The following is a 16394-nucleotide window of genomic DNA, read 5'->3' as shown; positions in this document are numbered from 1 at the left end:
GTTATTAGCGAATTGGCTATTTACAAACATTCATGTATGTATATTTTACCGGACACGAAAAAAATATCAAGGTCTGACATCCTATGACACTATTAAGGAAAATATCGGCCGCTCTTTTTGTTGGCGTGCTGTCTTTTGGACTCGTTGCCTGTGGAAAACAGGAAAAGCATATGCCGCCGCCATCACAAGCCAGCGGCAAGGTTATCCATCAGGCAGAAGTTCCGTTAAATTACGAATATGCAGCCCGCGTTGTTGCCTATCGTGAAACCGAAGTTCGTGCCCGTGTCGGCGGTATTTTGTTGCACCGCAATTTTGTGGAAGGCTCGGAAGTCAAGCAGGGCGACATATTGTTCGAGATTGATCCGGACAAATATGAAGCCGCAGTTGCTTCTGCACGCGCGCAGGTTGCCCAGGCGCAAGCCAATTACGACCAGTCGGTTCGTGATGCCGACCGTGCCGAAGAACTGGTAAAACAGAAGGTGCAATCCACGTCATTGCGCGATCAGGCTTTTGCCAAGCGCGATGCCGATGAAGCAACATTGATGCAGTCAAAAGCCGAGTTGCGCACTGCCGAGCTCAATCTCGAATATACGAAAGTGGCAGCCCCGATCAGCGGGTTGACCAGTCGCGAGGCTGTTTCGGAAGGTTCGCTTATCGGAACCGACCCGACGTCGAGTTTGCTTACCACCATTACCCAGCTTGACCCGATCTATGTCAACTTCTCGTTTGCCGATGGTGAATATGAACAGATTCGCCATTTGATGGACGAGATGCAGAAGCGTGGCGAAAAGATCGACAATCTGAAAGTCACTGTCCGCCTTGGTGAAGGGGTTGATTACCCTGAACAGGGTACGGTCGATTTTACCTCGCCGACAATTGACAAGCAGACAGGAACCTTGGGGGCACGTGCTGTTATTGCCAACCCCGATCGTCGTCTGGTTCCGGGTATGTTTGTTCGGGTAACGGTCACCGGTATCAAATTAGCGAATGCCATGACCATTCCGGAATCGGCTCTTATCCAAAACAGTAGTGGCCAGTTTGTCTATTTGTTGAAAAAGCCCGAGCCACCAAAGGCAGGCTCGAATGCTCCGCAAGGCGCTCCGGCTCCGGCTCCGGCTGCCGCCAATGCTGGCGATGCCGGCAAGGGTCAGCCGCAAAAACCGGCCGGTCGTTTGATGGTTGTCGAGCAACGTCCCGTCAAGGCCGTGCGCAAGATGCAAAACGGCGACTGGCTGATTGACAGTGCCGAATTTGACGCAAAAGACAAAAACAAGATCGTTCAGGGGCTTCGTGACGGAGATGAAGTTGTCACCGAAGGCCAGGTTTATATTGAACAGGGGCTGATGCGTGTTCCTGAGGGGCAGAGCCTGATGGTTAATGTCACCGACGATGCGCCGCAACAAGCACCTAACGGGGGCAATGCAAAAGCTTCGGGACCCGCACAATGAGCTATAGTTTCTTTATTAACCGGCCGGTTTTCGCGTCGGTTATATCCATTATCATCGTATTGGCCGGCTTTATGTGTATGCGCATATTGCCGATTGCCCAATATCCTGATTTGCTGCCACCGCAAGTGGTGGTTTCGGCGCAGTACCCCGGTGCCAGTGCCGAGACAGTGGCGCAGACTGTGGCCGTGCCGCTCGAGCAGCAGATCAACGGCGTTGAAGACATGATCTATATGCAATCGACCAGCAATGCGTCGGGTACATTGCAGATCACTGTCACTTTTGCGCTTGGAACAGACCCCGATCAGGCAACCATTAACGTCAATAACCGCGTTCAGCGTGCTTTGACAACTTTGCCGCAGGATGTGCAGCGCCTTGGTGTTGTTGCCGATAAACGCTCCTCGTCCATCCTTGGCCTTGTTGCCATGCGTTCGACAACCAACGCCTATGACCGTATTTATGTCGGCAACTATGCATTGCTTAACGTTGTTGACGATTTGAAACGTATTCCCGGTGTCGGTGATGCGCAGGTTCTCGGACACGTCGATTATTCGATGCGTATCTGGTTGCGGCCTGACAAGCTTGCCCAATATAATATGACACCGACCGACGTTATCAATGCAGTCCGGGAACAGAACAACCAGTATCCTGTCGGTCGTATCGGCGAACAGCCGGATATTAATGGCGCTTTCACCTATTCGGCAACGACGCAAGGCCGCCTTGTTACGACAGAAGAATTCGGCAACATTATTTTGCGGTCGGATGATACGGGTGCGTCTCTGCGTTTGAAAGATGTTGCGCGTATCGAACTCGGTACCCAGCAATATTTCATTGAATCCAATTTGAACGGCAATCCTATGGTGCCGATTCTGATCTTCCTGCAACCGGGTGCCAATGCGCTTGCCACCATGCAGTCGATCAAGAAACGTATGGATGAATTGAAAGTTGCCTTCCCGCCGGGGATCGAATATTCGGTTCCTTACGATACCACCAAGTTCATTCAGGTTTCCGTCGAGGAAGTTGTCCACACCTTCATCGAAGCTATTCTGCTTGTTATTGTGGTTGTGTTCATCTTCCTGCAAAACTGGCGAGCGACGCTTATTCCGATTATCGCCGTGCCAATATCTATTATCGGAACCTTTGCGGGCATTTACGTGCTCGGCTTCTCGATCAATATGTTGACATTGTTCGGGCTGGTGCTTGCCATCGGTATTGTGGTTGATGACGCGATTGTGGTGTTGGAAAACGTCGAACGCGTCATGTCGGAAGAAAAGCTTTCACCTCATGATGCGGCAATCAAGTCGATGAGCGAAGTGACGGGGCCGGTTGTGGCTATTGTGCTGGTTCTGTGCGCCGTGTTCATTCCGGTGTCGTTCATGGGCGGTATGGCCGGTGTTATGTATCAGCAATTTGCTGTCACAATCGCCATTTCGGTTGTTATCTCCGGTACTGTGGCTTTGACATTGACACCGGCTTTGTGCTCGTTGTTGTTGAAGCCGCGCCAGAGCGAACCGATTGCACCGTTCCGCTGGTTTAACGAGACATTCCAGAAGATTACCGATCTTTATGTTTCCGGTGTCGACTTCTTTGTCCATAGATACTGGTATGGCATTATCGGTTTTGTGCTGGTTTGTGTCTTTGCTGTCTTCATGTTCGAGAAGGTTCCTTCCTCTCTCGTTCCCGATGAAGATCAGGGTTATGTGCTTGCGGTTTCGTTCCTGCCTTCGGCTTCATCGCTTGAAAGAACACAAGGTGTTGTCGACAAGGCCTATAAAATTCTCAAGCAAAACCCTGCGGTCGAAAATATTGCAGAACTTGCCGGTTATGACCTGCTTTCGGGCGGTTTGAAGACAAGTTCGGGCGCCATGTTCGTCATGTTCAAGGATTGGAAAGAGAGACCCGACCCGAAGGATGATGCACGTAACATTGCTCCACAGGTGATCGGCATGACATCGAGCATCAAGGACGGTGTAACGGTCGCCTTCAACCCGCCGCCCATTACCGGTTTGTCGACAACCGGCGGCTTTGAAGTCTATCTACAGGACCGCGCCGGCGGCTCGATTGAGGACCTCTATAAAATGACTATGTCGCTCGTCAAAGCTGCCAATCAGCGTCCGGAATTGAAGAATGTCCGCACCACTTTTGACCCGAACGTTCCGAAGTACGACTTCCATGTCGATCGTGTCAAAGCCCGTGCTATGGATGTGCCGATCAATTCGATTTATGATGCCCTTTCGGCAACATTCGGTAACATCTATATCAACGACTTCACCCTTTACGGACGTAACTATCAGGTTAAAATCCAGTCTGAAGGCGAGTTCCGTAAAAGTGCGGAAGACATCAAGCAGGTATTTGTACGGTCCAATTCGGGCAGCATGATACCGTTGAACGCGCTTGTCCAAACAACGCGTATTACCGGTTCCGACCAGCTTGAACGCTTCAACGCTTTCTATGCAACCAAGATCATGGGTGATCCGGCAACCGGCTTTACCTCCGGTGATGCGATCAAGGCCATGACCGATATTGCCGGCAAGGTTTTGCCGAATACTTACCAGATTGCATGGACAGGTTCAGCCTATCAGGAAGTTGTGGCCGGTGGTGCCGGTTCGACCGCTATGATCTTCGGTATCATTATGGTGTTCCTCATTCTGGCTGCGCAATATGAACGCTGGAGCCTGCCTTTTGCGGTTGTCACCGCCGTGCCATTCGCAATTGCCGGTGCGTTGACATTCACTTACCTAAGGGGCCTGAGCAACGACGTTTATTTCCAGATCGGTTTGGTCACACTGGTGGGGCTGGCTGCGAAAAACGCCATCCTGATCGTCGAATTTGCTGTGCTTGAACGTGAAAGCGGCAAATCGGCAATCGACGCGGCGATTTCTGCGGCACGTCTTCGCTTCCGCCCGATTGTGATGACATCTCTGGCGTTTATCCTTGGTGTTGTCCCCTTGGCAAGATCTACCGGTGCCGGTTCCGCTAGCCGTCACGCAATTGGTACCGGTGTTATCGGCGGTATGTTGGCTGCAACATGTATTGCAACCTTCTTTATCCCGATGTTCTACCGTCTGTTTAGCGGAAACCGTGCAGGAAGAACTGCCGGTGGAGAGCCGACAAATGGCGGCAATGCACCGGAAGCTCAATCCGCACCCGACAAACAGTCAGGTAATAATGTTCAAGAAGCATGATCGCTTGTTGACAAAGCCAAAAACAAAACCCCGGTCTCCAACCGGGGTTTTTTATTATCCGGTTAAAATGTAGCAATCATTCCCATGGTCTGAAAACAGCGACTGGAAAAAAGAAATGCGCGGGACAAGGGCAAAGGCCTGAAGCCGCAATTTGAAAGCGCAAAACAGAAAGGGAGACAGGAAAGGGCAGGAGCCGTTCGGGACAGGCGCGGCTTGATAGGGAAGGAACAGAGAGACGAAGGAAGAGAAGGGTGAGGAGAAATAAGGGGGGGCGGAACAGCGGGTCGTGGAAAAGGCAGGAGCCAATCAGCACAGGCACGGGTTGATAGGGAAGGAACAGAGAAGAAAAGAAATAGAAGGGCGAAAGGAATAGCGAGGAGAGGGAACAGCAAGGTGAAGGAAGAACAGGTTGTCGGAACAGCTAGGCGTGGAAAAGGCAGGAGCCGTTCGGGACAGGTGCGTCTTGATAGGGAAGGGACAGCGAGACGAAGGAATAGAGAGGTGAGGAGAAATAAGGGGTGGCGGAACAGCGGGTCGTGGAAAAGGCACAGGCCGATCAGCACAGGCACGGCTTGATAGGGAAGGAATAGCAAGGCGGAGAAACAGAAAGAAAAAGCTTCAAAGGGAAAAAATGGGGAGCCGGAATAACGAGGCGAAGGGGGGGGAGAAATTGAAGAAATAACACACAGGAATGGCAGCGGCATGAGACCCGCGCGGTCGCATTTATAGAAGCTATTAAAGGCAGAAGCAGCCGGGATCAGGCAAGCTCAAAAATCTTGAGGTGAAATGAGGAGGAGCAGCTGAAAATCAGGAAAACTCAAAAATCTTGAGGTGAAATGAGGGGAAATAGCGGAAAATCAGGAAAACTTAAAAATCTCGATCAGTTGCGCGTTATCAAGTCTTGCACATTTGAGCGCTATCAAGCCTTGTGCATTCAGGTGGCCAAAGTCTTGAGCATTTGCGCGCTATAAGAACGTGCAAACCGCCAGCCAAATATTTAAGCCGACGGTTTGAAAGTGTTTATGAATATGGTTGAGGGGTCAGGAAAGGCCTTCAATCTCGCCACTTTCACCAAGGTGGATTTTTTCAGCCATAGGATGGCGGGGAAGTCCCGGCATGGTCATAATATCACCGCAAATAACCACAACAAATCCGGCTCCTGCACAGAGTTTGACTTCACGTACGGGAATGGTGAAATTTTCCGGCGCGCCCAACAGTTTCGGGTCGGCGGAAAATGAATATTGCGTTTTTGCCATGCAGACCGGCAAGTTCCCGTAACCTTCCTCATCCCAAGCCTTCAACTGGTTCAGAATATTGGCCGGAATATTCGCACCACGCCCGCCATAAATCTCGCGTATAATCGTGTCGATCTTCTCTTCCAATGACAAGTCGTCAGCATAGAGTGGGTGGAAATTGCTTTTGTTTTCGGCAATCATTTGCACAACAGCACGGGCGAGGTCTTCTGCACCTTCACCACCTTTTTCCCAATGGCGGCACATAATGGCCTGATGGCCGGTTTCAGCAACGGCCTTCTTTAAAACCTCTATTTCCGCATCGGTGTCGGAATTGAAATGATTAATGGCCACAATAACCGGTACACCATATTTTTCCATATTGGAAATATGGCGCAACAAATTGGCAGTACCTTTTTTCAATGCCGCAACATTTTCGTGGGCAAGATCGGCTTTTTCAACGCCGCCATTCATTTTCAATGCACGGATTGTTGCAACAATCACCGTTGCGTCGGGTTTCAATCCGGCTTTGCGGCATTTGATGTCGAAAAACTTTTCCGCTCCAAGATCAGCACCGAAACCCGCTTCTGTAACGACATAATCGGCAAGCTTCAACGCGGTTTTGGTGGCAATGACCGAGTTACAGCCATGGGCAATATTGGCAAAAGGCCCGCCATGGATAAAAGCCGGATTGTGTTCGATTGTCTGAACCAGATTGGGCGCCAATGCATCGCGCAACAAAACTGCCATTGCGCCTTCTGCGTGAATGTCGGAAGCAGTAACGGGTGTTTTGTCGTAACGGTAACCGATAATGATTTTCCCCAAGCGCTTTGTGAGATCGGCAAGGTTTTCGGAAAGGCAGAAAATTGCCATGATTTCGGAGGCCACCGTAATATCGAAACCGCTTTGGCGGCAAAACCCGTTTTTTACCCCGCCAAGGGAAATAACAATGTCACGAAGCGCGCGATCATTCATGTCGACCACGCGTTTCCATGTAATCCGGCGGGAATCGATATTCTGTTCATTGCCCCAATAAATGTGGTTATCCACCATGGCAGCTAGAAGATTATTGGCCGATGTGATGGCGTGAAAATCGCCGGTAAAATGCAAATTGATGTCTTCCATCGGAATGACTTGCGAACGTCCGCCACCGGCTGCACCACCTTTCTGGCCGAAATTCGGCCCCAAAGACGGTTCTCTTAACGATGCAACAGCCTTTTTGCCAATATGATTGAGCGCATCTGTAAGGCCGATTGTGGTTGTGGTTTTTCCTTCACCTGCCGGTGTCGGGTTAATGGCAGTCACCAGAATGAGTTTGCCGTTTTTATTGTTTTTGAGCGTCTCGATGTATTTTGCGCTAATTTTTGCCTTGTCATGCCCGTAAGGAACAATATCCTCATAAGGAATATCAAGTTTTGCGGCAATTTCGCCAATGGGCAGTTTGGTTGCTTGACGGGCTATTTCAATATCTGAAAGATTCATCAATATTCTCTGTTATCAGGCGCAATAATGTAAAATTGCGGTCATTGTTTTCAAAACGACGACAAGGTTTCTTTTTCTCGTCGTTCTTTGTCACTTTCATAACCCCAATTTATCAATAAAGCCATTTTCAGTAAGCTATAAAACTAGCCTATCAAGAAATAAATGTCATTCTAACGCCTTTTTTAATAGAAGCAGAACCGCATTTTTCCCCGTCATTTTAATGTGTCGGAACGTTTACACGATTAGAGGCGTGACACCACATTTGCCGGAAAAATTTTTCTTCAATTAACGGCTTGCGATTTTTTCTTGCTGTTTTTGCTTTGACAAAGGGAAACGGGACAATCTGCCGGTTTTTCAACAATCGTCAGCAAATAGCTTCCGTTCCAAAACAAGTTTGAAATAGAAAATTGTTTGAAATAGAAAATGCAAACAAGTTTCTCGAAAGCATTTGGAAAGAAAGATGAAAAGGCAAATAAAACGAATCGCCCTTCATTGAAAGAATGCTATTTTGCAATTGTCTTCAAAAAATAACGATCGGCATTGAATGCCGATAAAGTTGCTAATAATCATAATTCTTGATATAATAATAATTGCATTTATGAAAAATGCTATCAGGCACTTGGCTGACATGATGACAGTACATGCCAATTCAAGGTTTGTAACATGATAAATACTTCATATACTAATATCTTGCCCCGGCAGATAACCGAGGCAAAGTCTCGAACATCATCTTTACGCCAAGCTGATGCTTTACCCAAAGCTGATGCGTCAGGGCAAAAACAAGAAACTAAACCCGTAAAATTTGATCTGACCGCTGATCCGAAGTCGTTTGATGGCCTTTCGCGCGAGGATTTGGCCTCTATTCTTCTCAATGAAGATGGATTTTATAATGAGGAAGATAAAGCGAATGCTACTTTCTTTCTCGAGAAGCAGACGCTTGATGCTTTTTGGGCTGAATATAACAAATCAGGTGATTATGCTGCTGCACAAGAAGCCAGTATAAGGTCATTGGATAAGGCAGGGGTGAAGGAAAAGCAGACATTCCTTTGGAATGATAAACGGGCGCATATCGTGTCTGAATATGAAGCTTCAGCCAAACGCAACGGAGTTGCGGCAAAGAATTTCGATATTGATAGTGAACTCTATCATTTGCTTAAAAATGTTCATGACCGGATTAACGAGGAATCAAGGCTTGCGTACATAAATGGCAAAGACTTCCCGAACTATCTTGAAGATCATGACTATTTAGCAATTAAACAACAATATGAGAGAGAAATGAAAACGGGTTTTTCCTTTAAAGTCTAACCCCGTTTCCGGTTATCAATTCAAGCTGTAAGTCATATCTGCGCTAAAATTGCCCGTTCAATCAGAATCGGCTGAAGAAATACGGCCTGAACACGAACGAGAACGACCGTTCACGAGAGAACCGGTCGGTGCAGTCCATAATTGACCTTGCCCCATAAAATGCCGCCGGTTTTAAGTTTCTTTGGTTTCATCTTGCCGGCTGTTGAATATGATTGATGACTTTAACCGGCAATGTTCTCCCGACAAGTTGTGATTTCGTGGCAGGGCACAAAAAAGCGGGGCGACAGTTTTTCAGGAAAAAAGATTTGATTTCGGGGGAATGCACGAAAAGACGTAGCGACAGCTTTATCAGGAAAAAAGATTTGATTTCGGGGAAGGCATGAAAAGGCGGAGCGACAGCTTTATCAGGAAAAAAGATGTTTTTTCGGGGGAAGGCACAAAAAAAGCAGAGCGACAGCTTTTTTGGTCTGGAAGAAGCAAATTGGAACTTTTCTGGAAATAAAGGGTGATTGAGCGGCTTTGGTAGCGGAGGAGGGATTTGAACCCCCGACACAAGGATTATGATTCCTCTGCTCTGACCTACTGAGCTACTCCGCCACAAAAAATGTCTTTTTAAAAAACATTTAGCCGTGGCGGGGATATAATGGGTTCAATCCCACTCTGTCAAGCATCGTTTTTGAGCTTTTCTCTTGTCAATGGCGTTCATCACCGATATTGAACAGATAAGATATTGCTTTTCAGTTCAGCAATAAGGATAAGGCATAGACAATGGCTCCACGCGTAGCAGTTTTGGGATGTGGTTATTGGGGGAGCAATCACATACGTACCTTGAAAAGTTTGGGAGCGCTCGCAGCCGTTTCCGACGTGAATGTCCACCGTGCGGAAGGGTTTGCAGCCGAACATGATGTCGAGGCAATCCCCGTTGAAGAAGTTTTCACCCGCAAAGATATAGATGCTATGGTTCTGGCACTGCCGCCACAGTTTCACGCGGAAAACGCCATCAGGGCAATTGAAGGCGGCAAGGATGTGCTGGTTGAAAAACCGATAGCGCTCAATGTCGAGGATGCAGAGCGCGAAGTGCGCATTGCACGCGAACACAAGCGCATCTTCATGGTGGGGCATGTTTTGCGCTACCATCCGGCATTTGAAAAACTGCTTGAACTTGTCAATCAGGGGGCATTGGGCGAAGTACGCTATATTCATGCCCACCGTCTGGGGCTTGGCAAATTCCACACAGAAAGTGATGCATTGTGGGATCTCGCGCCCCACGACCTTTCAATGATTCTGGCTATAACAAAATGTGAACCGTCGGAAATTCACGGCGAGGGCGCGGCGATTATCGACAATTTGTCCGACTTTGCCCATGTCCATATGAAATTTCCCAATGGCATGAGAAGCCACCTTTTTGCTTCCCGCCTCAATCCCTATCGCGAACGGCGTTTGACGGTGGTTGGCACCAAAGCCATGGCCGTGTTCGATGATGTCGAACCGTGGGGAAGAAAGCTTGCCATTTATCGTTTCGAGGTTTGGCAGGACAACAATCAATGGGCATTTACCGCCGACGAGCCGGAATATATTCCGGTTGAAGAGGCGATGCCGCTTACCCGCGAATTGCAGCACTTTCTGCACTGTATCGAAACCCGCGAGGAACCGCGCACCAATGGCGATGAAGCCATTGCCGTTCTGCGTATTCTGACAGCCGGTAGTGTGCATCATAAGGCAAAGGAAATTGCCGGTAAAACGCAGGCAAAAAATAAAGATACGGCCAAGAAATAAGAATATGAAAAAAATTATGTAAAAAGCTGTTACATGCGTCATAGAACTTTGATTATCTATTGTCGTTTTAGGGCGTTATGCTAGGCGAGCCGTGCCAATGAATGATTCGGCCAGCTAAACAATTGATAGCAACGGAGTGAATATGCAATTTATAGATCTTGGAGCGCAAAGGGCGCGTATTAAAGACAAAATCAATACGGCTATTGCCCATGTGATTGAAAGCGGCAAATATATTCTCGGACCGGAAGTCGAAGAATTTGAAAAACGTATGGCTGATTATATCGGTGTCAAACATGTGATCGGCTGCTCGAACGGCACTGACGCATTGCTGATGCCGCTAATGGCCGAAAATATCGGACCGGGAGATGCTGTTTTCTGCCCAAGCTTTACATTTGCCGCAACCGCCGAAGTTGTTGCATTGACCGGTGCAGAGCCGGTTTTCGTCGATATTCTGCCTGATACTTACAATATGGATCCGCAAAAGCTTGAAGAAGCCATTGCGATGATTAAAAAAGAAGGCCGTCTGACACCGCGGGCAATCATCCCGGTTGACCTGTTCGGTCTTCCTGCCGACTATAACAGAATTTCGGCAATTGCAGCCAAAGAAAACCTGTTTGTTATTGAAGATGCAGCCCAAGCCATTGGCGGAAAGCATGATAATGCTATGTGCGGCGCTTTCGGCAATGTCGGTGCAACCAGTTTCTATCCGGCAAAACCGCTCGGTTGCTATGGTGATGGCGGGGCAATGTTTACCGATGATGATGACCTTGCCGAACGTCTGCGTTCAATCTATTTCCATGGCAAAGGCTCGTCACAATATGACAATGTCCGCATCGGCTTGAACTCGCGTCTTGATACGATTCAGGCTGCCATTTTGTTGCAGAAACTCGATATTCTCGAAGACGAGATGGAAAAACGCGCCATAATCGGCAAGCGTTATAGCGACGGTTTGAAGGATGTTGTCAAAACGCCGGAAATCGCGAAAGGAACGCGTTCGGCTTATGCACAATATACAATCAGTGTGGAAAATCGGGACAAGCTTCAGGCTCATTTGAAAAATGCCGGCATTCCGTCCATGATCTATTACATCAAACCGTTGCATTTGCAGACAGCCTATCGTCATTTCCCGCAAGCAAAAGGTGGCCTGCCGGTTTCGGAACACGCTGCCGATCATGTTTTGAGCTTGCCAATGCATCCTTATTTGCCAGAAAGCGATCAGGACAAGATTATCACCCTGATACGGGAATTTTACGGCAAGTGAGAAATTGTTTGATTGTGTGAAAACAGCAATTGCACACCATCAAAAATAGATTTGGTTTGAAGAAAGGCCGGTTTAACGGCCTTTTTCTTTCATGGTGACAGCTTTAAAAGTGCAGCTTTTTTCAATTTGCCGCTTGAAGGCGGAGAATTATTGACGAAAGCAATGCGAATGAAAGAACGACAATAGAGAAGAAGCCGATTTTGTTGTTCAGAAAAACCGGTTCATGAAAACAGACAGCTCATGAAAGGCTATTCGCCGCCACAAACGGGAAAATAACAAAATTTATTCGTTCCGGTCATGAGAGAAACAGTTTGGCACATTCGGGCAGTGACGGGAGGCAACAGGAAAACAAGCCAAACGCCGATAGTAAAACGCAAACGCCCGTATGAAAGTGCAAACGCCCCGTATGAAAACGCAAACGCCCGTATGAAAGTGCAAACGCCGATATGAAAGACAACAAAGCGATTTGGAAGAATGTCGGGCGTTAAAAATAAAACCGGTAATCCGGTTTATAGTCCGGTTTGTAATCGGGCTTTGTAATCGGGGGTGGAGATAATTCACCTGTTCCAAGACGAATGTTCACACCGCCGGAACATTTTATTCAAGAAAAGGTGTTTCAAGAAAGTGCGAAAGCCGCCATTGATTGGTAATGGCGGCTTAAAAAAAGCGGAATGCAGCCTGTATCGCTCAGAACACCCCGCCTTCAATCAAAAAGCGGATGATGAAAAGGAGAGCGATAATCCACGTTGCGGGATGCACTTCGCGCCATTTTCCTGTCACTGTTTTTAAAACAGCATAGCTGATGAAGCCGAAAGCCAATCCGTTGGCAATGGAATAGGTAAGGGGCATCAAAAGAGCGGTGAGTGCTGCCGGTACGGCTTCGACAATGTCGTTCCAGTTGATTTCGGCAAATTCGCGCATCATGAGACAAGCGACAAAAATCAAAGCCGGTGCGGTGGCATAGGCGGGAATAGAAAGTGCTACTGGCGCGAAAAACAGTGCCAATATGAAGAACACCCCGACAGTGATGGCGGTAAGCCCTGTACGACCGCCTGCTGCAACACCGGATGCGCTTTCAACAAAAGCGGTGGTGGAGCTTGTACCGATCAGGGAGCCTGCAAGAATGGCCGTGCTATCGGCAAACAGCGCGCGTCCGAGATTATTCGGCTTGTCGTCGGGAATAAGTCCGGCGCGTTTGCCAACGCCGACCAGTGTGCCTGTAGCGTCGAATATTTCAACCAGTACGAAAACCAGAAGCACATGGAAAATACCGGTATGTAATACGCCCAAAATATCAAGCTTAAGAAAGGTCGGCGCAACAGAAGGAGGAAGCGCAATTCCACCCGAATGGACAAGCGCTTGAAAACTCTTGTAGCCGTCATCGGTGAAGATGAAAGACAGGATTGTCACCGCAATAATGCCGATCAGAATGCCGCCGCGTATTTTGAAAGCATCAAGCGCGACAATGATAAAAAGCCCGATTCCCGCAAGCACGGGGGCTGCTTTGGTAACGTCGCCAAGTCCGACCAATGTCGCATCATTATTGATAACAATGCCCGCACTCTGGAACGCTACAATGGCCAGAAACATACCGATTCCGGCGCCGATGGCACTGCGCAACGATTTCGGCACACCGGCAATCAGCCATTGCCTGACACCCGTTGCTGTCAATATCAGAAAGACAACGCCCGAAAGAAAAACCGCCCCCAAAGCCTGTTGCCAGCTATAGCCCATAGTAATGACAACCGAATAGGCAAAAAATGCATTGAGCCCCATACCGGGCGCCATGCCGATCGGCCAATTGGCAAGCAATCCCATAATGAAACAGCCGACTGCGGCAGCAATACAGGTTGCAACAAAAACCGCCCCCTTATCCATTCCGGCAGCGCCCAGAATAGTGGGGTTGACAGCAAGGATGTAGGACATGGTGAGAAAGGTTGTGAGACCGGCACCAATTTCAATGCCAATGCGTGTATTGTTTGCTTTCAAGTGGAATATTTTTTCAAGCATCCGACTGATTCCTGTTAAACCACTATGGAAGGTGGTTTTTGCGTTTTTGAAATTTGCCGCCGCCCATCCCGTTTCAGCTGCGGAACCAGTTTGATATTTATACCATTTTGAACGGCTTAGGCTATAAGGCGAAAACCTTCCCGCGCACATATCTGCTTTGATTCACAGCTTTCTCTTGTGAAGAGGCGGGTTTGGCGGCAGTTTCCCTTTTGCCTGCGCATTTTCTTTGCCCGCGCATTTCTTTTATCCCTTGTAAGCGCATTCCCTCTATTTGTCGCAAGTTCTTGTTCCACTCATGCCGTTGGAGCAATTCTGATTTACGGAAGATTGTTTTCAGCTTCAAAGCGGCTATTTGCGAAAACCATGACAAAAAGACTGCTTCAACCAAAAGAGAGCGAAATTGACCTAAGGCGAAAACCTTCCCGCGCATATATCTGCTTTGCTTCACAGCTTTCTCTTGTGAAAAGGCGGGCTTGGGGGCAGTTTCCCTTTTGCCTGCGCATTTTCTTTGCCCGCGCATTTCTTTTATCCCTTGTAAGCGCATTCCCTCTATTTGTCGCAAGGCCTTTTTCCGCTCATGCCGTTGGAGCAATTCTGATTTACGGAAGATTGTTTTCAGCTTCAAAGCGGCTATTTGCGAAAACCATGAAGGAAAAATTGCTTCAACCAAAAGAAAGCGAAATTGACCTAAGGCATTTTTCATTTGTGACATGCGTGAAGGACATGGCGGGAAAAACAACGGGAAGCTTGTAACCGCGCTTCAACCACGCTCCGAACCAAGTGGAACCTTTCATATTGAGGGAGGTAAACACAGCCGAAGCTTTGCCAAAAAGGCTTGAACCATTGTTTCAGGTGATCCATTGTTTCAGGTAATAATGTCGAAACCCGCCGCATCGGACGGTGGATTCCCCTTTATGCAAGATTGCGGCAAGAGCCGACACCCGACATTTAGGCCGCCCGAAATTCCGGTTGGCCGGAGTTTTTTGATGACCTGCCATTCTGCGCCCCGATATTCTGCCCCCCCGATATTCTAACTGCCCGCCACTCTGACTATCCAATGGTCTGACGTGTCGGCATTCCGGCAGGCTGAAGCCTGCGGCGCGCCAACATGTCGATAATTTTCGGGAAGGTAAAAGAGCCGGTCAAAGCATGACCGATATTTTATTTTCCGGTTGATTGTACGAACTTCTATTTTGCGCCAGCTTGGCTTGAAGCCCTCATTGTTGGCCTAAGGCCATATTTGATCGTCAACCCCACGGTTCAACTCTGTTTTGGTTCTTTTGCAGCCTTTGGCGTTGCGGATTTCTTACGGCGGGATGCTCCCCCCGAACGGGTTGTCTTTTCTTTCAAATTGCCTTTGATACGGGCAGCCAAACTTTTTTTACCGCGGGCTTTTTTTACAAGGTCGGGAATGGGCGAAGATGCCCCTTCGGAATTTGCTATTTTCGCGGTGAATTGAGCTGCAACATCCATAATATATTCGCGGAATTTTTCGATGTCGTCTTTGGTGACTTTATGGGTTTCGAGCTTGTTTTGTGCTTCTGAAAGTTCATCTTCCAATGTGCCAATCCGATTTTTTAAATTTTGCAATTCTTCATCCCGATTGTGTGTTGAAGCGGCAGATTGCTGTTCGCCGTCTCTTTCCTTTGTCTTTGCATCCGGTTGGCAGGGCGATAAATTCGCGCCATTTTCACCATGGGAAAGGCGGTAAAGCTCTTCTTTTGCGTGGTCGAGCTTGCGCTTTTCATTCGCGTATTTTTCGGCGAGAAGCTCGAATTTTTCATCTCTCTTGACGAGTTCCACAGCTTGTTTGGCTCTTAGAAAATCGCGGTCGGCCTCGATTTCCGTGAGCGAAAGGGGAACTTCTGCGGCAATTTGTTTGCGGGCAATATAAAGCGCACGCCGCCATATCGCCGGAGAAAGCAGAATGAGAACGAGAGTCGTGGCTGCAATGCCAAGAATGAAAAACAATACCGATTGGATAAGCATGAAACGCCTCGGATGCCCGACGAATGTTTAAAATGGATTCCAGGTGGCTGCCGGTGTCAATTTCAAATATCCGATATTGACCCCCAAACGCGCCCCGACGCCGGTTCTAACAGGTACAAGAAGGATATTGCCCTTTTTTAATACATGAAAACCTACACCGGCAACAAAATAGGCCGAACCGGAAATACCGGCATAACGCCCCCAAAGATTGTTAACGCTGTCAAGTTCGTAAACCAGAATCATCAAACGCGACCCTTGCCCGCCAATATCCCAGCCTATGGTTGGCCCCTGCCAGAAAACCTTATGGTCGCCAACGTTTTTTGTGTAAAGCGTACCCTCGCCATAAGTGAGGCCGCCAATAATAGCACCGGAACCTTCTTCGCCAAGGATATAACCGTTCGGCAAACCATATTTTGAAAAGACATTTTCAATTGCTGTTGCCATACTGCCGGCAGCATCACCAAAAAAGCGGTGGCCGGAGTCGACAATTTCCTGAGCCGTATATCGTCCGTTCTGTGGTTGCGTTTGAGCCTGCAACGGGGTCAATCCGCTAGTTGCAAATAATGCCAACGCAAAGAGAAAAACGACTTTACGCCACTGAATATGGATGGAACGGATCATAGTGTTTCACCTCTTCTGGTCACTCAATGGTAAGATCTCGGCTTGTGCAAAGATCCGGTTTCATGTGATTCTATCGGGCAAAGTTGTT

10 protein-coding genes and 1 tRNA gene are annotated in these 16394 nt (G+C 48.2%); 5 read left to right on the top strand and 6 right to left on the bottom strand.

Annotation, left to right across the window (positions count from 1 at the left end; translation table 11 throughout):
* The first annotated feature begins 83 nt into the window (after positions 1-83).
* Together BBC0122_RS08760 and BBC0122_RS08755 are read left to right on the top strand one after the other, a co-directional pair.
* On the top strand, positions 84-1448 hold the full coding sequence (locus tag BBC0122_RS08760) for an efflux RND transporter periplasmic adaptor subunit (RefSeq protein WP_077993085.1): 1365 nt from the start codon (positions 84-86) through the stop codon (positions 1446-1448).
* Complete coding sequence (locus BBC0122_RS08755; RefSeq protein WP_077993084.1) at positions 1445-4630, top strand: efflux RND transporter permease subunit; 3186 nt, start codon at positions 1445-1447, stop codon at positions 4628-4630. Before BBC0122_RS08760 ends, BBC0122_RS08755 begins: the two co-directional genes overlap by 4 nt.
* Positions 4631-5670: 1040 nt before the next feature.
* Here BBC0122_RS08755 and BBC0122_RS08750 read toward each other — a convergent pair.
* Entirely contained in the window at positions 5671-7344 is a 1674-nt protein-coding gene (locus BBC0122_RS08750; protein ID WP_077993080.1) for a formate--tetrahydrofolate ligase, read from the bottom strand.
* A 663-nt stretch (positions 7345-8007) separates the two neighbouring features.
* Between BBC0122_RS08750 and BBC0122_RS08745 the strand changes: the two genes are divergently transcribed.
* On the top strand, positions 8008-8649 hold the full coding sequence (locus tag BBC0122_RS08745) for a hypothetical protein (RefSeq protein ID WP_077993078.1): 642 nt from the start codon (positions 8008-8010) through the stop codon (positions 8647-8649).
* A 520-nt stretch (positions 8650-9169) separates the two neighbouring features.
* On the opposite strand, the gene BBC0122_RS08740 is transcribed toward BBC0122_RS08745, so the two are convergent.
* Positions 9170-9246, bottom strand: a tRNA-Met gene (locus tag BBC0122_RS08740).
* Positions 9247-9417: 171 nt separating this feature from the next.
* On the opposite strand from BBC0122_RS08740, the gene BBC0122_RS08735 reads away from it, so the two are divergent.
* Positions 9418-10425: a Gfo/Idh/MocA family protein gene (locus BBC0122_RS08735; RefSeq protein WP_077993077.1), complete on the top strand. Its 1008-nt coding sequence runs from the start codon at positions 9418-9420 to the stop codon at positions 10423-10425.
* 142 nt (positions 10426-10567) lie between these two features.
* Positions 10568-11686, top strand: a complete 1119-nt coding sequence (locus BBC0122_RS08730) for a DegT/DnrJ/EryC1/StrS family aminotransferase (protein ID WP_077993075.1) — start codon at positions 10568-10570, stop codon at positions 11684-11686.
* A gap of 687 nt (positions 11687-12373) precedes the next feature.
* Here BBC0122_RS08730 and BBC0122_RS08725 read toward each other — a convergent pair.
* From BBC0122_RS08725 to BBC0122_RS08710, 4 genes are all read right to left on the bottom strand, one after another.
* The gene (locus tag BBC0122_RS08725) at positions 12374-13696 is read right to left on the bottom strand and encodes an NCS2 family permease (protein ID WP_077993074.1); all 1323 of its coding nucleotides are present in this window, start codon (positions 13694-13696) and stop codon (positions 12374-12376) included.
* 121 nt (positions 13697-13817) lie between these two features.
* Entirely contained in the window at positions 13818-14408 is a 591-nt protein-coding gene (locus BBC0122_RS08720; RefSeq protein WP_149866668.1) for a hypothetical protein, read from the bottom strand.
* 548 nt (positions 14409-14956) lie between these two features.
* Positions 14957-15685: a hypothetical protein gene (locus tag BBC0122_RS08715; RefSeq protein WP_077993071.1), complete on the bottom strand. Its 729-nt coding sequence runs from the start codon at positions 15683-15685 to the stop codon at positions 14957-14959.
* Positions 15686-15712: 27 nt separating this feature from the next.
* Positions 15713-16306, bottom strand: coding sequence for a DUF1134 domain-containing protein (locus tag BBC0122_RS08710; protein ID WP_077993069.1), 594 nt, complete (start codon positions 16304-16306; stop codon positions 15713-15715).
* Between the last annotated feature and the right edge of the window lie 88 nt (positions 16307-16394).

Source organism: Ditibartonella choladocola (genome assembly GCF_002007565.1).
Taxonomy (GTDB): domain Bacteria; phylum Pseudomonadota; class Alphaproteobacteria; order Rhizobiales; family Rhizobiaceae; genus Bartonella; species Bartonella choladocola.
This window is presented reverse-complemented; position numbering and strand designations above follow the sequence as displayed.

Bases quoted from the DNA above. Each gene is read 5' to 3' on its own strand.
- BBC0122_RS08720 (WP_149866668.1), bottom strand. From the start codon at position 14,408: ATGTCACAAATGAAAAATGCCTTAGGTCAATTTCGCTTTCTTTTGGTT.
- BBC0122_RS08755 (WP_077993084.1), top strand. From the start codon at position 1,445: ATGAGCTATAGTTTCTTTATTAACCGGCCGGTTTTCGCGTCGGTTATA.
- BBC0122_RS08710 (WP_077993069.1), bottom strand. From the start codon at position 16,306: ATGATCCGTTCCATCCATATTCAGTGGCGTAAAGTCGTTTTTCTCTTT.
- BBC0122_RS08725 (WP_077993074.1), bottom strand. From the start codon at position 13,696: ATGCTTGAAAAAATATTCCACTTGAAAGCAAACAATACACGCATTGGC.
- BBC0122_RS08750 (WP_077993080.1), bottom strand. From the start codon at position 7,344: ATGAATCTTTCAGATATTGAAATAGCCCGTCAAGCAACCAAACTGCCC.
- BBC0122_RS08735 (WP_077993077.1), top strand. From the start codon at position 9,418: ATGGCTCCACGCGTAGCAGTTTTGGGATGTGGTTATTGGGGGAGCAAT.
- BBC0122_RS08745 (WP_077993078.1), top strand. From the start codon at position 8,008: ATGATAAATACTTCATATACTAATATCTTGCCCCGGCAGATAACCGAG.
- BBC0122_RS08730 (WP_077993075.1), top strand. From the start codon at position 10,568: ATGCAATTTATAGATCTTGGAGCGCAAAGGGCGCGTATTAAAGACAAA.
- BBC0122_RS08715 (WP_077993071.1), bottom strand. From the start codon at position 15,685: ATGCTTATCCAATCGGTATTGTTTTTCATTCTTGGCATTGCAGCCACG.
- BBC0122_RS08760 (WP_077993085.1), top strand. From the start codon at position 84: ATGACACTATTAAGGAAAATATCGGCCGCTCTTTTTGTTGGCGTGCTG.